Here is a 16,072-nt window from a genome sequence, read left to right on the forward strand (position 1 = left end):
TGCAAGTTAGCTAAGCCTTACCTGATGATCAGGATCCTGAGGCCCGGGTGGGCTCCCGACGGAGCCCGCCCGGCCCTTCTCCTCAGGTACCGGCTCGCTCGTCCCACCACTCGCGGACCGCCCACAGCGGCGACACCGGCCCGTGCCCGGCGCCCAGGGGGTAGGAGTGCCGCACCGCCTCGACGATGTAGCGCTTGCCGAACGCGACGGCCTCGGGCGCCGTCATCCCGCGGGCCAGGCCCGACGTGATCGCGGCCGCCATGCTGTCCCCGCCGCCGTGGGTGTTGCCGGTGTCGAAGCGCGGCCCGGGCAGCTCGGTGAACGAGTTCCCGTCGTACAGCAGGTCGACGCAGCCGTCGGTGTCCTCGCGCAGGTGCCCGCCCTTGACGAGGACGTAGCGCGGACCCAGGCCGTGCAACACCTTCGCCGCTTCGTACTGCGCGGCCCGGTCGTGCACGTCGACGCCCACCAGCAACCGCACCTCGTCGAGGTTCGGCGTGACCACCGTGGCCCGCGGGAACAGCAGCGTGCGGAACGCGTCGAGCGCGGAGTCGGCGAGCAGTTGGTCACCGTGCATCGACGCGGCCACCGGGTCGATCACCAGCGGGGTCCGGTGAGCGGCACCGATCCCGGCCTCGTCGCACGCCGCCGCCACCGCCTCGATGATCTCGGCACCGGCCAGCATCCCGGTCTTCGCCGCGTCCAGCCCGATGTCGCCCGCGACGCTCGCGATCTGCGCCGCGACCGTCTCCGGCGGGATCGTGTGCACCCCGGTGACGCCGACGGAGTTCTGCACGGTCACCGCGCACACCGCCAGGCAGCCGTGCACCCCGCACGCGGCGAACGTGCGCAGGTCGGCCGCGATGCCGGCGCCACCGCCGGAGTCGGTACCGGCGATCGTCATCGCGCGCGGCGGCGTGACCCCGATCGTCCGCCGGCCGTTCATTCCTGCACCACCGGTAGATACACCCGGCCACCCTCGTCGGTGAATTCCCGCGCCTTCTCGTCCATCCCCGCCTCGATCGCCTCGACGCTGGTCAACCCGTGGGCCTCCGCGTAGTCCCGGACGTCCTGGGTGATCCTCATGGAGCAGAACTTCGGCCCGCACATCGAGCAGAAGTGTGCGGTCTTGGCCGGCTCCGCAGGCAGTGTCTCGTCGTGGAAGGACTGCGCGGTGTCCGGGTCCAGGGACAGCCGGAACTGGTCGGCCCAGCGGAACTCGAAGCGGGCCTGGCTCAGCGCGTCGTCGCGGGCCTGTGCCCGCGGGTGCTCCTTGGCCAGGTCGGCCGCGTGCGCCGCGATCTTGTAGGTGATCACCCCGGTCTTCACGTCGTCCCGGTTGGGCAGGCCGAGGTGCTCCTTGGGCGTGACGTAGCAGAGCATCGCGGTGCCGTGCTTGGCGATCGTCGCCGCACCGATCGCGCTCGTGATGTGGTCGTAGCCCGGCGCGATGTCGGTGGCGAGCGGGCCGAGGGTGTAGAACGGCGCCTCGCCGCACCACTCCTCCTCCAGGCGCACGTTCTCCGCGATCTTGTGCATCGGGATGTGGCCGGGGCCCTCGATCATCACCTGCACGTCGCGGGCCCGCGCGATCTCGGTCAGCTCGCCGAGGGTGCGCAGTTCCGACAGCTGGGCGTCGTCGTTGGCGTCGGCGATGGACCCGGGGCGCAGTCCGTCGCCGAGGGAGAACGTGACGTCGTAGGTGCGCAGGATGTCGCACAGCTCGTGGAAATGGGTGTAGAGGAACGACTCCCGATGGTGCGCGAGGCACCACGCGGCCATGATCGACCCGCCGCGCGAGACGATCCCGGTGACCCGCTTGGCGGTGAGCGGCACGTAGCGCAGCAGCACGCCCGCGTGCACGGTCATGTAGTCGACACCCTGCTCGCACTGCTCGATCACGGTGTCCCGGTAGATCTCCCAGGACAGCTCGGCCGGGTCCCCGTTCACCTTCTCCAGGGCCTGGTAGATCGGCACCGTGCCGACCGGGACCGGGGAGTTCCGGATGATCCACTCCCGGGTCTCGTGGATGTCCTTGCCGGTGGACAGGTCCATGACGTTGTCGGCGCCCCAGCGGGTGGCCCACACCATCTTGTCCACCTCCTCCTCGATCGAGGAGGTCACCGCGGAGTTGCCGATGTTGGCGTTGATCTTCACCAGGAACTTCTTGCCGATGATCATCGGCTCGGACTCCGGGTGCTTGCGGTTGGCCGGGATCACCGCCCGGCCGATCGCGACCTCGTGGCGCACGAGTTCGACGTCGACGCCCTCGCGGATGGCGATGAACCGCATCTCGGGCGTGACGATCCCGGCCTTGGCGTACGCGACCTGGGTGACCGCGCCGTCGATCGGCTCGCGGGCGGCGATCCAGGGCGCGCGCAGCGCCGGCAGACCGGCCCGGACGTCGATGTGCGCGGAGGGGTCGGTGTACGGGCCCGAGGTGTCGTAGACGTCGAAGTGCTCGCCGTTGGTCAGCTCGACCCGGCGGACCGGGACGCGGATGCCGTCCGGGCCGTCGAGGTAGGCCTTGTGCGAGCCCTGGATGGCACCGGTGGTGACGGTGGGGCGGACGGAACGGTCGTGCAGCGACGACACAGCCGTCATCGGATTTCCTCCCTACGCCGGCATTACCCGGACAGGTTCTGCGGTCGGCGGCACCAGCCGCCCTCTCAGCCCGCTGACTTACGAGCTCCCGCGCGTGTTCAGATGTGGTGCAGCTCTGTGCTGCGGATCAGCGTGGACAAACGCGGATCAGCGTGGATCAGCACTGCCCGCCGACCGTAACCCGGCGCGCCGGGCCGGCGCCAGGGAGTGTGCGGTGCTCGTCGTCAGACCCGGCCCGGACCGTAGACCCGGTACGCGTTGTCTGCGGCGATCATCGCGGTGATGCGGTGGACGTCGGGTTCGGCCGCCTCCCCGGCGCGCCGCCAGCCGTCGAGCAGGTCCTGGACCGCGCGGCGGAACCGCAGCGCCGCGAGGTGGTACAGCTCGGCCAGCCCGAACGCGTCGGAGGAGTAGAGCACCTTGCCGAACGGGGCGATCTCCAGCACCTCGGCGAGCAGCACCGAGGCCCGTGGCCCGACGTAGGTGGCGGCGAGGCCCACGTCGACATGGACGTGGCCGAACACGTGGGCCAGCCACGCCGCTTCCCGGTGGTAGGGGTAGCAGTGCAGCAGCATCACCGCGACGCCGGTGGCGGCGGTGGCCCGGCAGAATCCGGTGAGCAGGATCGGGTTCGCCCGGTGCAGGTCCTCGTCGGGATCGCCGAAGCCGGTGTGCAGTTGCAGCGGCAGCCCGGTGTCCACCCCGCACCACAGGACGTGGCGCAGCAGCACCGGGTCGTCCAGCGGGCCGGACCGGCCCCGCAGCCAGCGCCCCGCGGCCGCGCGGACCTCGGTGTCGGTCGGCCGCGCCGGGTCGACGTCGAAGCCGTGGCGGTAGGCCAGCACCGACTTGCACGCGATCGCGGTCCTCGCCCGGGATGCGACCGCGGCGGCCACCGAGTCGGGGTACTGCGCGGGCCCCACGCCCCCGGCGGCGACCTGCTCGGCCACCGTCTCCAGCCGCAGCACCTCGAACGCCGGCGCCCCGGCTGCCGTGCCCAGCTCGGCGAGCCCGAGCAGCTCGGAGGAGCGGAAACCGGTGTCGACGAACAACGCGGTGGTACCGGACGCCGTCAGCAGCCGGCGGGTCACCTCGGCCGGGCCGAGCTCGGCCCGGCGGGCGAGATAGTCCGACGCGGGTGCGTGCGGCGGGAGGTCGAGCACCGGTGCGCACCACCGCCGGACCGAGAGCCCCAGCGCCGAGTCGAACGGGTCGGCCCACGACGGCGTCGCGCCCTCGGTGAGCAGCGCACCGAAGGCGGCCGCGTCCGCCGGCCCCGCCAGCACGCTGTGGCAGTGGTGGTCGATGAGCGCCGGCGAGTCGAACCGGTCCGGCGCCCCGGTCAGTGGGTCCACCGGGAGGCGGCGACGACGTCGCCGGGCGCGACCCCGGCGAACCGGGCGATCTCCGCGTCGCGGACCGCGGCGATGGTATCCGCCAGCTCCGGGCCGAAGGCCTCGGCCAGCACCGATTCGCGACGGAACGCGGCCACCGCGTCCTCCAGGCGCTGCGGTAGCCGGACCACGCCGCGGGTGGACCGCTCGCCGGCCGACCAGCGCGCCGGATCGATGTACACCGGATCGCGCAGCCGCGCGCCCTGCTCGATCCCGGCGAGCCCGCAGGCGAGCAGCCCCGCCACGACCAGGTACGGGTTCGCGCTCTGGTCCATGCACTTCACCTCGACGTTCGCCGCGGCGGCCTGCTCACCGACCGAACCGGTCACCAGACGCACCGCGGCCTCCCGGTTCTCCGGCCCCCAGCACGCGTAGACCCCGGCCCAGTGCGACGGCACCAGCCGCAGGTAGCTGGCCACGCTCGGCGCGGCGACGGCGAGCAGCGCGGGCAGCCGGTCGAGGATCCCGGCGGTGAAGCCCTCACCCTCCTTGGCCAGCCCGCAGGGCCCGTCACCGCCGCTCATCAGATTTCGCCCGGCGCGGTGGATCGACAGGTGCACGTGCCCGCCGTTGCCGACCTCGCCGGCGACGACGGCGGGCGCGAACGACACCCGCAGCCCGTGCCGCTGGGCCACCGCCCGGATCGTGGTCCGCACCAGCACGGCGGTGTCGGCCGCCGCGACCGGCGACTCGGGCGCGACCGAGACCTCGAGCTGGCCGGGGGCGTACTCGGGGTGGAACTGCAGGACCTCCACCTCCTGGGCGGCCAGCGCTCGCAGCAGGTCGGCGGCGTAGTCGGACCGTTCGACGAGCCGCGCCATGCCGTAGGCCGGCCCGCTCATCGCCGGCACGAAACCGGGCCCCGGCCCGGGCCCCTCGGCCGGGGCGAGCACCCACTCGATCTCGAACGCCATCCGAACCGTGATCCCCATCCCCGCCAGCCGCCCGGCGAGCCGCCCGGCGGTGGCCCGGCTGCACTGCGGGTGCGGTTCGCCCTCCTGGGTCCACCGGTCCACCGGCGCCCACGCCCAGCCGGGCTGGGCGGCCAGCACCACCAGCCGGTCCAGGTCGGGCAGCAGCCGCAGGTCGCCGGTCGGGCCGGCCGACCAGCGCCCGTCGGTGATCGAATCGTCGGGCAGGAAGAAGTCGAACAGCGGCGTGGCCCCCACCCCCCAGGCCGCGGCTCGCGGCAGCGCCGCCGTCGGCACGGCCTTCACGCGGGTGATCCCGCCGTTGTCCACCCACGTCAGCGCCACCGCGACCACGTCGGCGGCGGCCAGCCGCTCGGCGTGCCGCGTGCCCTGCGCGGCCCGCTCGACCCGTTCCTGATGCTGCACGATGCACCGCCCGGCGACGCGTTCCGGCGAACCGATCTCAGGGCGGTCGATAGTGCCAGGTCCCGGGCACCGGGTCGAGCGTGCGGACGCGCGCTACGCCGCGGCGCGCACGCGGAGCAGCCGGGGCAGCGTCCCCGCCATGAGCAGAACGAGCCCGCCGACCGCGACGGCCCCGCCCAGCGCCCACGCCGCGAACACCGCGATGGACGCCACCTCGCCGCCCAGCGACGCCACCGATGTCATCGTCGCCCGGGCGCTCCCGGTGATCCGGTCCTGCAGCCGGACGTCGGCGACGACCAGCACCATCCGGTACAGCCCGTAGAACACGGCGAGACCGGTCAAGGCCGCCGGGTGCGCGACGATCGCCGACGCGACCAGCGCCGTCGACGCCACGCCGAGGGCGAGTGCCAGGCCGAGCGAGGGCAGCCGGGCACCGGAGGCCGCGCAGGCGGAACCGGCTGCGCCCGCCAGCGGGAGGCCGAGCGCGACGATCGGGACCAGACCGGTCGGGACGCCCGCGTCGGCGACGAGCAGGGGGACGTACTCCTCGAGTGCGCCGAGCCCGGCCAGCCCCGCCACCGCCAGCACCGCGCTGCGGACGGCCGGTTGCACCGCCACCTCGGTGAGCCCGGCGCGCAGGGAGGCCGGTCGGGCCGCGGCGGCGCCCGGCTCGTCGTCCACCTCGGCGTCCGGCCCGGGCACGGGACCGTCGACCGCCTCCGGCTGCACGCGGCGGGCCCCCGGCAGCCGCTCGCGGCCGGCCTCGGGCAGCGCGCTCGCGAGCAGCGCCGCCCCGAGGCAGCAGGCCACGCTGACCCAGCCGACCAGCGGGTATCCCCCGGCCCGGAACAGCACGGTGGCCGCCACCGCGGCCGGGATCTGCGCCAGCTGCCCGGCCGCCTCCGCCCGGCCGATCACCCGGGCGTAGTGCGACGCCGCCCCGGCCGCGGCCAGCCCGTCGTAGACCAGCGCCCGGAACGCGCCCGAGACCAGCGCACCGCCGAGGCCCCACAGCACGAAACCGCCTGCGAAACCCGGGAAACCGGGCGCCGCGGTCCACAGCGCGTAGGCACCGGCCTGCAGCACCCCGGCGATCACGAGCACCCCCCGCCGGGACCAGCGGTCGGCCAGCGCGCCGGACGGCACCTCGGCGAGGACGCCCGTCACCGACCAGACCGCGAACAGCGCGGAGACCTCGGAGCCGGACAGGCCCGTGTCGGTGAAGAACAGCGCGTACAGCGGGTACAGCGGAACCGCGTCCGCGAGCAGCGACCAGCCGACGCCGAGCCGGGCGAGCCGGCGGGCGTCGGGCGGAAGACCGGGTCAACCGAAGCCTGGACGGCGCACCGGGCCAGGCTAGGTGGGCACCGCGACCGGCGACACCGATTTTCCGCCGCGACCGACAACCGCCCGCTCGGCCGTCACCGAGGAACGGCCCCCCGTGATCGGATGGGCGCGCGGCCGAGCACGGCCGGTGCTGACCACGGGCAGGGAGTGCCGATGGGGTGGCTCGCGGTGTTCTTCGGGGCGGCCGTGCTGATCGCGCTGACACCGGGATCGAACAACCTCGTGGGGCTGCATCACGGGATGACGCACGGCCTCGGCCCGTCGCTGGTCGGGCTGCTCGGGCGGTTGCTCGCGTTCGCGCTGATGGTCGCGGCGGTCGCGGCCGGGCTGGCGCAGGTGCTGGCCGCGTCGGGATACGCACTGACGGTCATCAAGTGGGTCGGCGTCGCGTATCTGGCCTGGCTGGGCGGGCTGATCCTGTACCGGACGTGGCGCCACGACCCGGCGGCCGGGTTGCCCGAGGCCGTCGCCGGGCCGGACGGTGCAGCGGTGCCGCCCGGCGCCCCGCTGGTCACGGTGCTGCGCAAGGAGTTCCTGGTCGCGATCACCAACCCCAAGGCGATGCTCATCTTCACCGCCTTCATGCCCCAGTTCGTCGACCCCGGACGGGGGCCGGTCGCCTGGCAGGTGGCCGTGCTGGGCCTGGTCTACCTGCTGGCCGAGTTCCTCGCCGGGACCGTCTACATCGGAGCCGGAGCCGCCGTGCGGTCGGCAGCCCTGACGGTGCGGGCCCGCCGCAACCTCGACCGCGCGACGGGCGGCGTCCTGCTGGGAATGGCCGGGGCGCTGGCGACCTCACCCACCTGAGCGACCGGTCTGCGACACGCGGACGGCGGGTGTTGTATGGAGCCATGCCTTTGCACGGAGAGTACGAACCCAGCCCCGCTCAGTGGGTCCGCGACCAGGTCGAGGAGTACGAGAGCTCGGGCGGCACGAAGGGCACCACGCTGCGCGGGCTGCCGGTGGTCGTCCTGACGACGAAGGGCGCCAGGTCCGGGAAGCTGCGCAAGTCACCGCTCATGCGCGTCGAGCACGACGGCTCCTACGCGGCCGTGGCCTCGCTGGGCGGCGCCCCGCAGAACCCGGTCTGGTACCACAACGTCAAGTCCGAGCCGCTCGTCGAGCTGCAGGACGGCCCGGAGAAGAAGGACTACGTGGCCCGCGAGCTCACCGGGGACGAGAAGGCCGCCTGGTGGGAGCGCGCCGTGGCCGCCTTCCCCGACTACGCCGACTACCAGCGCAAGACCGACCGCGAGATCCCGGTCTTCGTCCTCGAGCCCGCCGCCTGACACCCCCGTGAGCGGATGACGCTGTTCCGACGGCGTCATCCGCTCACGCCCGGGTCGGGGTCAGGCGTTCTGCAGGGCCCGGATCGGGGGCACCCGGCCGGCTCGCAGCGCCGGGACCACGGCGGCCAGGACCGCCACCGCGACGATCCCGGCGGCCAGCCCGGCCAGCGTCGGCACCGGGATCGACCACGAGTCGAAACCGACGCCGAGCGCCCGGACCCCGAGCAGCCCGTACCCGGCACCGATCACCGCGCCGAGCAGCGCCGCCGCCGACCCGGCCAGCGCCGCCTCCCAGGCCACCATCGCCCGCACCCCGCGCCGGGTCAGCCCCACCGCGCGCAACAGCCCGGTCTCGCGAGCGCGCTCGGTGATCGAGAGCATCAGCGTGACCCCCACCCCGACGACCGCGACGACCACCGTCATCCGACCAGTCCGAGGCCGACGGCCCGCGTGGTCGCGACCGCCGACTCGAGTTCCGCGCGCATGTCGGCCGCGTAGGTCACGAGCGCGCCGGAGTCGGCACCGATCATCGCGTCGACAGCGGCGCGGACCGCCGGGCCGTCGGACCCGGGGGCCGGGTCGACGATCAGTTGCCCGTCGCCCTCGCGGACCGTGAGCTCCGCCGCGCCCGCCAGCCGTCCGGCGAGCTCGGCCAGCCGGGCCGGCTCGGCGGGTACGACGACGACTTCACCGGGGAAGTCCGCGGCGATCTGCTCCTCGGCCCCGATCTGCACCGACGCGATCGCGACGAGCAGCGCCGAGGTGAGCCCCACACCGAGGGTCAGCACCGAGATCGTCGCCGCGGTCCGTCGCGGGACCTGGCCCGCGTTGGCCACGGCCAGCCGGCACGGCGCCCGGCCGACCGACGCGATCCCGCGACGGAGCGTCGCGGCCAGGCCACCGACCAGTACCGGGCCGAGGACCACGAGCACGGCGAACCCGAGCATCCCGGATCCGGCCAGCACCACGATCGGGAGCCCGGACCCGGCCGGAAGGCCGCCGGTCACCGCGAGCACCGCGAGTCCGGCCGCGGCGACCGCGAGCACCGCGGCGAGCACGAACCGCCGCGCGCGGCGCGGGGCGCCGGCATCGGTGGTGGCCGCGGCGCCGAGCGCGGCCACCGGCGGGATCCGGCTCGCCGCGACCGCGGGACCCACGGCGGCGGCGACGGTCGCGACCACCGCGAGCAGCACGCAGCCGGCCAGCCCCGACCAGTTCACGACCAGCGCCGGCACGTCGTCGACGCCGCCTGCCCGCAGCACCGCGAGCAGCCCGTGGCCCGCCAGCACCGCCGCACCCGCTCCGAGCACCCCGGCGACGAGCCCGGACAACGCCGCCTCGGCCAGCACCGCGCCGATCAGCCCGCGGCGCCGGGCGCCCACGCAGCGCAGCAGGGCGAGCTGGGTGCGCCGTTGGGTGAGCACGATCCGGAACGTCGATGCCACCACCACGGCTGCGGCCACGAGAGCGAGGCCCGCGAACACCGACACCCCGGCCACCACCGCGGTCACGGTCTCCGAGGTGTCCTCGGCCTCGGCCGTGCGCTGCTCGTCCCCGGTGCGCACGGCAGCCCCGTCGAGGCTCGCACGGAGCCGGTCGGCCAGCACCGCGGTGTCGGTCCCGGGTGCCGCGGTGACGTCGATCTGCATCAGCTGCCCGCCCAGCATCGCGACCGTGCCCGGTCGGGCGACCAGGGTGTTCAGCCCGCTGTCCCCGATCTCGGCGATGCCGGTGACGGTGAGCGTCCGGGCCGGCGCGCCGTCGTCACCGGCCACGGTCAGCCGGGCGCCCGGCCGCAGCCCGGTGCGCTCGGCCGTGGACGGGCCGATCGCCGCCTCGCCGTCGGCGGCCGGCAACCGGCCCTCCCGGACCGCCGGAACCCGGCTCAACTCACCGGCGAACGGGTCCGACGACACCCGCCAGCTCCCCGTCACCCCCGGCCCGCGGACCGGCAGGAAGCCGTTCCACACCCCGAGCGCGGAGCCGACTCCGTCCACCGTGGACACCTGGTCGAGCACGCGGGGTTCGGCGGGGCCGGTGACCACGGCGGCGGCCGCCGCCGGGGTCTCGACGCTGCCGGCGGTCAGGTAGGCGCGCATCGTGTCCGCCAGCAGCAGGGTGCCGGCGGCGAAGACGATCGCGACGGTGACGGCGAGGCCGGTCAGCAGCAGCCGTCCGGGCCGGCGGCGGGTGTCGGCGAGCAGTGCGCCGGCGGCGGGCGGGATCATGCGCCGACCCCGGCCAGCGCGGCCAGCACCGACTCGGGCTGCGGGTCGGCCAGGGTCCCGGCCAGGCGCCCGTCGCGCAGCAGCACGACCTCGTCGGCGAACGAGGCGGCAACCGGGTCGTGGGTCACCATCACGACCGTGCGACCGAGGTCGCGCACGCTGGCCTGCAGCAGCCCGAGCAGTTCGTGTCCGCTCGCGCTGTCGAGGTTGCCCGTCGGCTCGTCGGCGAACACCACCTCGGGGCGCCCGAGCAGCGCCCGGGCCACCGCGACCCGCTGCTGCTGTCCGCCGGAGAGCTCCGCCGGGCGGTGCCGCAGCCGGGCGCCGAGCCCGAGCAGCCCGATCAGCTCGGCCCGCCACGCCGGGTCGGGACGGCGGCCGGCCAGCCTGGCGGGCAGGTCGATGTTCTGCTCCGCGGTCAGCTGCGGCAGCAGGTTGAAGGACTGGAACACGAAGCCGATCCGGTCGCGGCGCAGCGCCGTCAGGCGGGCGTCGCTCAGCCCGCCGAGGTCGGTGCCGCCCAGGAGCACCCGGCCCGACGTGGCGGTGTCCAGCCCGGCGAGGCAGTGCATGAGCGTCGACTTGCCGGAGCCGGACGGCCCCATGATCGCGGTGAACCGAGCGGCCGGGATCTGCAGGCTCACGCCGTCCAGCGCGCGGACCGCGGCGTCGCCCCGGCCGTAGACCTTCACCAGGTCCACCGTCGTCGCGGCCGGGGCGCTGTGCCGTCCCGGGATCGTGCGGGTCATCTGTCGGTCTCCTTGCTTCGGGGAGCGCATGGGGTCAGTCCTCACGGCCGGGGCCGGCGGTCACCGACCGCAACAGCGGACGGCTGGCGGCGGAGGTGGCGGCCACCAGGGCCACCCCCGCGACCAGCACTCCGCCGAGCAGACCCAGCCCGGACGGCGAGAACACGAGGACGGCGGACGCGAACGGGGAGGCGCAGAGCAGGCCCAGCGCGAGGGCGACGCCGCCGAGCACCAACAGCGGCAGCACCGTCTCGGCCCAGCGGGCCCGGTCCAGCATCGCGAGCGGGGTACCGGCCAACCGCAGCAACCGCAGCGGCCGGCGGTGGTCGAGCACGCGGGCGGCCGCGGCGGTGCCGGTGGCCGTGGCCGCGATGAGGAAGGTCGCGACGAGCACGACGAGCGTCCCGCGACGCAGGTCCTCGACCAGCACGATCTCCTCGTCGTCGGCCTCGGCACGGGTGAGCACGAGCGATCCGGGGGTCAGCGGGGCGAGCGCCGTGCGCACGCGGTCCCGGTCGGCGGGGTTCTCCGGCAGCACCGGCACCGCGACGATGTCCTCGGTTCCTCGGGCGCCGGAGCCGTCGGGGTTGCCGGGGTTGCCGGGGGAGGCGGGCCCGGAAGCAGCGGTGGTCCCGGTTTCGGCGCTGACCCCGGTTTCGGCGCTGACCCCGGTTTCGGCGCTGACCCCGGTTTCGGCGGTCCCGCCGGGACCGCCGGCGGCGGTGACCGGACCGATCCGGGCCGCAACGCCGAGCGTCGCCAGCCGCGCCGACGCCGCCGCCGCCACCCGGTCGGCCTGCGCCGCCGGGGCCTGCAGCACGAGCACCCCGTCGTCGGCGCCCACCTCGCCGGCGATCACCGTGGTGAGCGGGGCCAGGAACCCGGCGACGAACACGGCCAGGGTCAGCCCCGCGAGCGGGCGGAAAGCACCCTTCGGATCGTCGAGCAGCCGGCGCCCGGCGAGCAGCGCAGGCACCGAGCGGGCCCGGCCGGTCATCGAACGGCCCAGCACCCGGACGATCAGCGGCCCGATCAGCGAGACGGAGCCGAACAGGGCCAGCACGCCGACCCCGAAGATGAGTCCGGCCACCGCCGCCGGACCGCCCTGGCTCGCCACGATGGCGATCCAGAAGACCGCGAGGCCGCCGACGAGGCCGAGCAGCCGGATGAGCCGGGCGTGCTGCGGCTGCTGCCGGCGCGCCACCCCGAGCGGGCTGACGACGACCTGACGCAGCCCGCCGATGGCGGCGCCGGTGGCCAGCACCGCCACCCCGGCGACGATCGCCACCGACACGAGCGGGGACGGGCGCAGGTCGGCGGCGAACCAGCCGCCGCCCGCGATCGAGATGTGGGCGAGCGCGGGGGCGAGCAGCCACTGCGCTGCGACCCCGACGACGGCCGCCACGGTCGCCACCGCCGTCACCTCGGCCACCGCGGTCACCGTGACCTGCCGGGTCGACGCGCCGAGCAGCCGCAACGTGGCAAGCCGCTCCACCCGGCGCGCGGCGGTCAGCCGGGCCGAGGCACCGAGCAGGCTCGCGATCGGAACGACCATCAGCGCCACCGCGACGTAGGTGAGCTGCCGGTAGATGCCGGCCACGGTGGTGTCCGCCTCCGTGCGGTCGAAGCTCCCGACCGGCACGACGTCGGACGGTCCGGGTGCGGTGAGCACCGGGTCCCCGGCGGGGCGGCCGACCACGGCCACGAGCTCGTCCGGTCGGGTCAGCCCCGCCTCACCGAGGACACCTGCCGGTGTCGCCGTGGGATAACGGTCGGCCAGCTCACCGGCGGGCAGCGTGCGCAGCAGGTCGGCCAGCGCGGGCGATACCCACAGCTCGCCGACCAGCGGCATCCGCGGCAGGCCCGGCGGAGGCGCGGCGTCCGGCCGCGGATCGACGAGGTCGATCTGCTCCAGCGCCCGGCCCGCGACCTGGTCCGTGCGCGCCCGCAGCAGGGCCATCGGCGTCTCCTCCGGTGACGCCGCCGCGGGTGTGCGCCAGCCGGTCCGGGACTCGCGCGCGTCCAGACCGTGCAACGCGCCGAGGGCGACGGCGAGCAACGTCGTCGCGACGGCGACGCCGGCGCCGACGAGGCCGGCAGCCGACCACGCCCGCCGGCCGCCGAGCCGGAGCAGCCGCATGCTGAGCGCGATCACGCCCGCACCCCGGCGATCGTGCGGCCGTCGCGGATCACGACCGTGCGGTGGCAGCGGGCCGCGACCTCGGCGTCGTGGGTGACCACGACCAGCCCGGCCCGCGTCCGCGCGGCCAGCCCGGTGAGGAGCTCGATGGTCCGCAGGCCGGTCTCGGAGTCCAGCGCGCCGGTCGGCTCGTCGGCGAAGACGACGTCCGGGCCGGTGACCAGCGCGCGGGCGATCGCCACCCGCTGCTCCTGCCCGCCGGAGAGCTGGCCGGGCCTGCGTTGCTCCAGCCCGGTCAGGCCGAGCGGGGCGAACCACTGCGCGGCCCGGCCCACCGCCTCGCGCCGGGACACCCCGCCGAGCATCAGCGGCAGCGCCACGTTCTCCACCGCCGGCAGTTCCGGCAGCAGCTGGCCGAACTGGAACACGAAGCCGAGCCGCTCGCGGCGCAGCGCCGTGCGGCGGGCCTCCGACCATCCGTCGATGCGCTCGCCGGTCAGCCGGACCTCGCCCGCGTCCGGGGCCAGGATCCCGGCCAGGCAGTGCAGCAGCGTCGACTTGCCCGATCCGGACGGCCCCGTCACGGCGACCGCCTCGCCGCGGTGCACCACCAGGTCGGCGGCCGCGAGCACGGTGGTCGCGCCGAACCTCTTGGTCACCCCACGGCCGACCAGGACCGGCGGCTCGTCGGCCCGCGCCGGTGGCGGCTCCGCCATCGCTTCCACGGTCACCGGGAACCCGCCGGGCTCCGGTGGCCGCGCGGGTTCACGGTCAGCAACTCCAGCCAGGGCAGGGCCGCCATCACGATCAGCAGCACCCCGACGATCCAGGCGCCGGTGCCGAGCGCCGTTCCGACCACGTTCGTCATGCCGATGACGATCTCCGCGAGGAGGGCGCGACCGCTTCGGGCGAAGGACCGATCCGCTCACCGCGCGCTCGTACTTTCGGCCGAGAGCGGGGCGCGGGCCCGCGGATCTAGGCTGCGGACGTGCTCTCCCAGCCCCACCGGATGTCCCGGCTCACGCGGCATCTGGGGCTCGCCGCCGAGCTGCTCGCGTACGGGTTCTGGCTGTTCGTCGACGCCATGATCGCGCTGTCCGGCCCGATGTTCTGGCTGGTCACACCGCTGGCGGGGGCGAGCGTCGCCGGGCTCGTGCTGCTGCGGTACCGGCGCGGCGTCGATCTGCTCCGGCTGGCCGCCGTCGTCTTCGGGTCGTCGATCGCGGTGACCACGGCCTCCGCGCTCGTGGGCCTGCCGTCCCTGTCGTTCACCGAACAGCTCGCCCTCGCGATCATGACGATCACGGTGCTGCGCCCGGCACCGCTGCGGACGGCGATCGTCCTCACCCTCGCGTCCGCCGTCGCCATCGTCGGCTCGGCCTACCTGCGCGGTGACCTCATCGCCAGCAACAGCGGGCTGACGATGCTGTCCGCGCTGGGCTGGGGCGGGGCGGTCGCGATCGGGCTGGCGCTACGCGAGGCCGACACCCGGCGGCGCACCCAGCTGGCGGACGTCCGGACCGCGGAGCGGATGGAGCTGGCCCGCGAACTGCACGACGTCGTCGCCCACCACGTGACCGGGATCGTGGTCGCGGCGCAGGCCGCCGGCGTGGTGGCCCGGCGCTCCCCGGACGAGGTCGACCGCGCGCTGGCGGCCATCGAGCACGCCGGCACCGACGCGCTCGCCGCGATGCGCCGGATGGTCGGGGTGCTGCGCGGGCAGCCGGGTCAGGACTCCGCCGAGGGGGCCCGCACCCCCGGCTCCGACCTGGCCGGGATCCCGGTGCTCGTCGAACGGTTCGACCCGGAGCGGTCGGTGGTGCGGCTGTGCACCGACCCGGGGTTCGAGCACACGCTGCTGCCGCCGGGGGTCGCCGCGACCGCGTACCGGGTCGTGCAGGAGGCTCTGACCAACGTCCGCCGGCACGCACCCGAGGCCGCGACGGTCGAGGTGGAGATCCGGATCCGCGAGGGGGACCTGTTGGTGTCGGTACGCAACGACGGCGTGCGGGCCGCCCCGCCCACCACCCCGTTGGGCGGGACGGGCGGGTTCGGCCTGGCAGGCATGGCCGAGCGGGTCGCGGCGCTGGACGGCCGGCTGACCGCCGGGCCGGTCGGACCCGGTGTCTGGGCCGTCGCAGCCCGGCTGCCGCTCGGGGCGCTCCTGTGAGCACCCGGGTGCTGCTCGCCGACGACCAGGAGATGGTGCGTACCGGGTTCCGGCTGATCCTCTCGGCCGAGGGCTTCGACGTCGTCGGTGAGGCCGGGACCGGGGTCGACGCGGTGCGGCTGGCACGAGAGCTGCGCCCGGATGTGGTGCTGATGGACATCCGGATGCCGGAGCTGGACGGGCTGGAGGCGACGCGGCAGCTCGGCGCCGATCTGCAGCCGCCGCGGATCGTCGTGGTCACGACCTTCGACCTCGACGAGTACGTCTACGGCGCCTTGCGGGCCGGCGCTTGCGGATTCCTGCTCAAGGACGCGGGGCCGCGGCTGCTCGTGGAGGCGGTGCGGGCGGCGGCCGCGGGCGATGCACTGGTCTCGCCCTCGGTCACCGTGCGGCTGCTCGAGCACCTGGCACGGCCGGCCCGGCGGGCGGCGGCCCCGGCCGACCCGCTGTCGCCCCGGGAGCTCGACGTGGTGCGGGCGGTGGCCCGCGGGCGCACCAATGCGGAGATCGCCGCGGAGTTGTTCGTGTCGCTGTCGACGGTCAAGACGCACCTGGCGAACGTGCACACCAAGCTGGCCGCCCGGAACCGGGTCGAGGTCGCGGCGTGGGCGTGGGAGAACGGCCTGGTGGGCTGAGGCCGGACCGGCCGAGCGCGGGGCCGTCACCGGGGGCGGGCAACCGCTGCTCACGGCGCGGCACAATCACGACTCGCGCACGGCGGCACCCCGACTCGCGGGCGGAAATACCCCGACTCGCGCACGGCGGCACCCCGACTCGCGGGGGGAGATGCCCCGACTCGCGGGTGGGCGGGTGC

The 16,072-nt window shown here is 75.1% G+C and carries 15 protein-coding genes; 4 read left to right on the forward strand and 11 right to left on the reverse strand.

Annotated elements, in window-relative coordinates; genetic code table 11:
- Positions 1–82 precede the first annotated feature (82 nt).
- The 5 genes from thiD to HF519_RS16090 form a co-directional block, all read right to left on the reverse strand.
- Complete coding sequence (thiD, locus tag HF519_RS16070) at positions 83–946, reverse strand: bifunctional hydroxymethylpyrimidine kinase/phosphomethylpyrimidine kinase (RefSeq protein ID WP_169413763.1); 864 nt, start codon at positions 944–946, stop codon at positions 83–85.
- On the reverse strand, positions 943–2,604 hold the full coding sequence (thiC, locus tag HF519_RS16075) for a phosphomethylpyrimidine synthase ThiC (protein ID WP_169413764.1): 1,662 nt from the start codon (positions 2,602–2,604) through the stop codon (positions 943–945). The genes thiD and thiC overlap by 4 nt, the downstream gene beginning before the upstream one ends.
- A gap of 224 nt (positions 2,605–2,828) precedes the next feature.
- Entirely contained in the window at positions 2,829–3,959 is a 1,131-nt protein-coding gene (locus HF519_RS16080; protein WP_312860144.1) for an amidohydrolase family protein, read from the reverse strand.
- Complete coding sequence (locus HF519_RS16085) at positions 3,947–5,335, reverse strand: type I glutamate--ammonia ligase (protein ID WP_169413765.1); 1,389 nt, start codon at positions 5,333–5,335, stop codon at positions 3,947–3,949. Before HF519_RS16085 ends, HF519_RS16080 begins: the two co-directional genes overlap by 13 nt.
- Before the next feature lie 93 nt (positions 5,336–5,428).
- Complete coding sequence (locus HF519_RS16090) at positions 5,429–6,604, reverse strand: MFS transporter (RefSeq protein WP_169413781.1); 1,176 nt, start codon at positions 6,602–6,604, stop codon at positions 5,429–5,431.
- Positions 6,605–6,835: 231 nt separating this feature from the next.
- Here HF519_RS16090 and HF519_RS16095 point away from each other — a divergent pair, with 231 nt between their 5' ends.
- Together HF519_RS16095 and HF519_RS16100 are read left to right on the forward strand one after the other, a co-directional pair.
- Positions 6,836–7,489 (forward strand): LysE family translocator, encoded by a 654-nt coding sequence (locus HF519_RS16095; RefSeq protein ID WP_169413766.1) that lies wholly within the window; start codon positions 6,836–6,838, stop codon positions 7,487–7,489.
- 44 nt (positions 7,490–7,533) lie between these two features.
- Positions 7,534–7,971: a nitroreductase family deazaflavin-dependent oxidoreductase gene (locus tag HF519_RS16100; protein ID WP_169413767.1), complete on the forward strand. Its 438-nt coding sequence runs from the start codon at positions 7,534–7,536 to the stop codon at positions 7,969–7,971.
- Between the two features lie 60 nt (positions 7,972–8,031).
- On the opposite strand, the gene HF519_RS16105 is transcribed toward HF519_RS16100, so the two are convergent.
- From HF519_RS16105 to HF519_RS16130, 6 genes are read right to left on the reverse strand one after another with little or no spacing between them, the layout of a single operon-like run.
- On the reverse strand, positions 8,032–8,394 hold the full coding sequence (locus tag HF519_RS16105; protein ID WP_169413768.1) for an FtsX-like permease family protein: 363 nt from the start codon (positions 8,392–8,394) through the stop codon (positions 8,032–8,034).
- The gene (locus tag HF519_RS16110) at positions 8,391–10,199 is read right to left on the reverse strand and encodes an ABC transporter permease (protein WP_169413769.1); all 1,809 of its coding nucleotides are present in this window, start codon (positions 10,197–10,199) and stop codon (positions 8,391–8,393) included. The genes HF519_RS16105 and HF519_RS16110 overlap by 4 nt, the downstream gene beginning before the upstream one ends.
- The gene (locus tag HF519_RS16115) at positions 10,196–10,948 is read right to left on the reverse strand and encodes an ABC transporter ATP-binding protein (RefSeq protein ID WP_211170105.1); all 753 of its coding nucleotides are present in this window, start codon (positions 10,946–10,948) and stop codon (positions 10,196–10,198) included. The genes HF519_RS16110 and HF519_RS16115 overlap by 4 nt, the downstream gene beginning before the upstream one ends.
- Positions 10,949–10,982: 34 nt before the next feature.
- Positions 10,983–13,103, reverse strand: coding sequence for an FtsX-like permease family protein (locus HF519_RS16120; protein ID WP_169413771.1), 2,121 nt, complete (start codon positions 13,101–13,103; stop codon positions 10,983–10,985).
- Positions 13,100–13,804 (reverse strand): ABC transporter ATP-binding protein, encoded by a 705-nt coding sequence (locus tag HF519_RS16125; protein WP_169413772.1) that lies wholly within the window; start codon positions 13,802–13,804, stop codon positions 13,100–13,102. The genes HF519_RS16120 and HF519_RS16125 overlap by 4 nt, the downstream gene beginning before the upstream one ends.
- 11 nt (positions 13,805–13,815) lie before the next feature.
- Complete coding sequence (locus HF519_RS16130) at positions 13,816–13,956, reverse strand: hypothetical protein (RefSeq protein ID WP_169413773.1); 141 nt, start codon at positions 13,954–13,956, stop codon at positions 13,816–13,818.
- A 120-nt stretch (positions 13,957–14,076) separates the two neighbouring features.
- On the opposite strand from HF519_RS16130, the gene HF519_RS32920 reads away from it, so the two are divergent.
- The gene (locus HF519_RS32920) at positions 14,077–15,258 is read left to right on the forward strand and encodes a sensor histidine kinase (protein WP_169413774.1); all 1,182 of its coding nucleotides are present in this window, start codon (positions 14,077–14,079) and stop codon (positions 15,256–15,258) included.
- A complete protein-coding gene (locus HF519_RS16140) occupies positions 15,255–15,893 on the forward strand; it encodes a response regulator (protein ID WP_169413775.1) in 639 nt (212 codons plus the stop codon). The genes HF519_RS32920 and HF519_RS16140 overlap by 4 nt, the downstream gene beginning before the upstream one ends.
- Positions 15,894–16,072 lie beyond the last annotated feature (179 nt).

It is taken from the genome of Pseudonocardia bannensis (assembly GCF_012911875.1).
Classification (GTDB): domain Bacteria; phylum Actinomycetota; class Actinomycetes; order Mycobacteriales; family Pseudonocardiaceae; genus Pseudonocardia; species Pseudonocardia bannensis.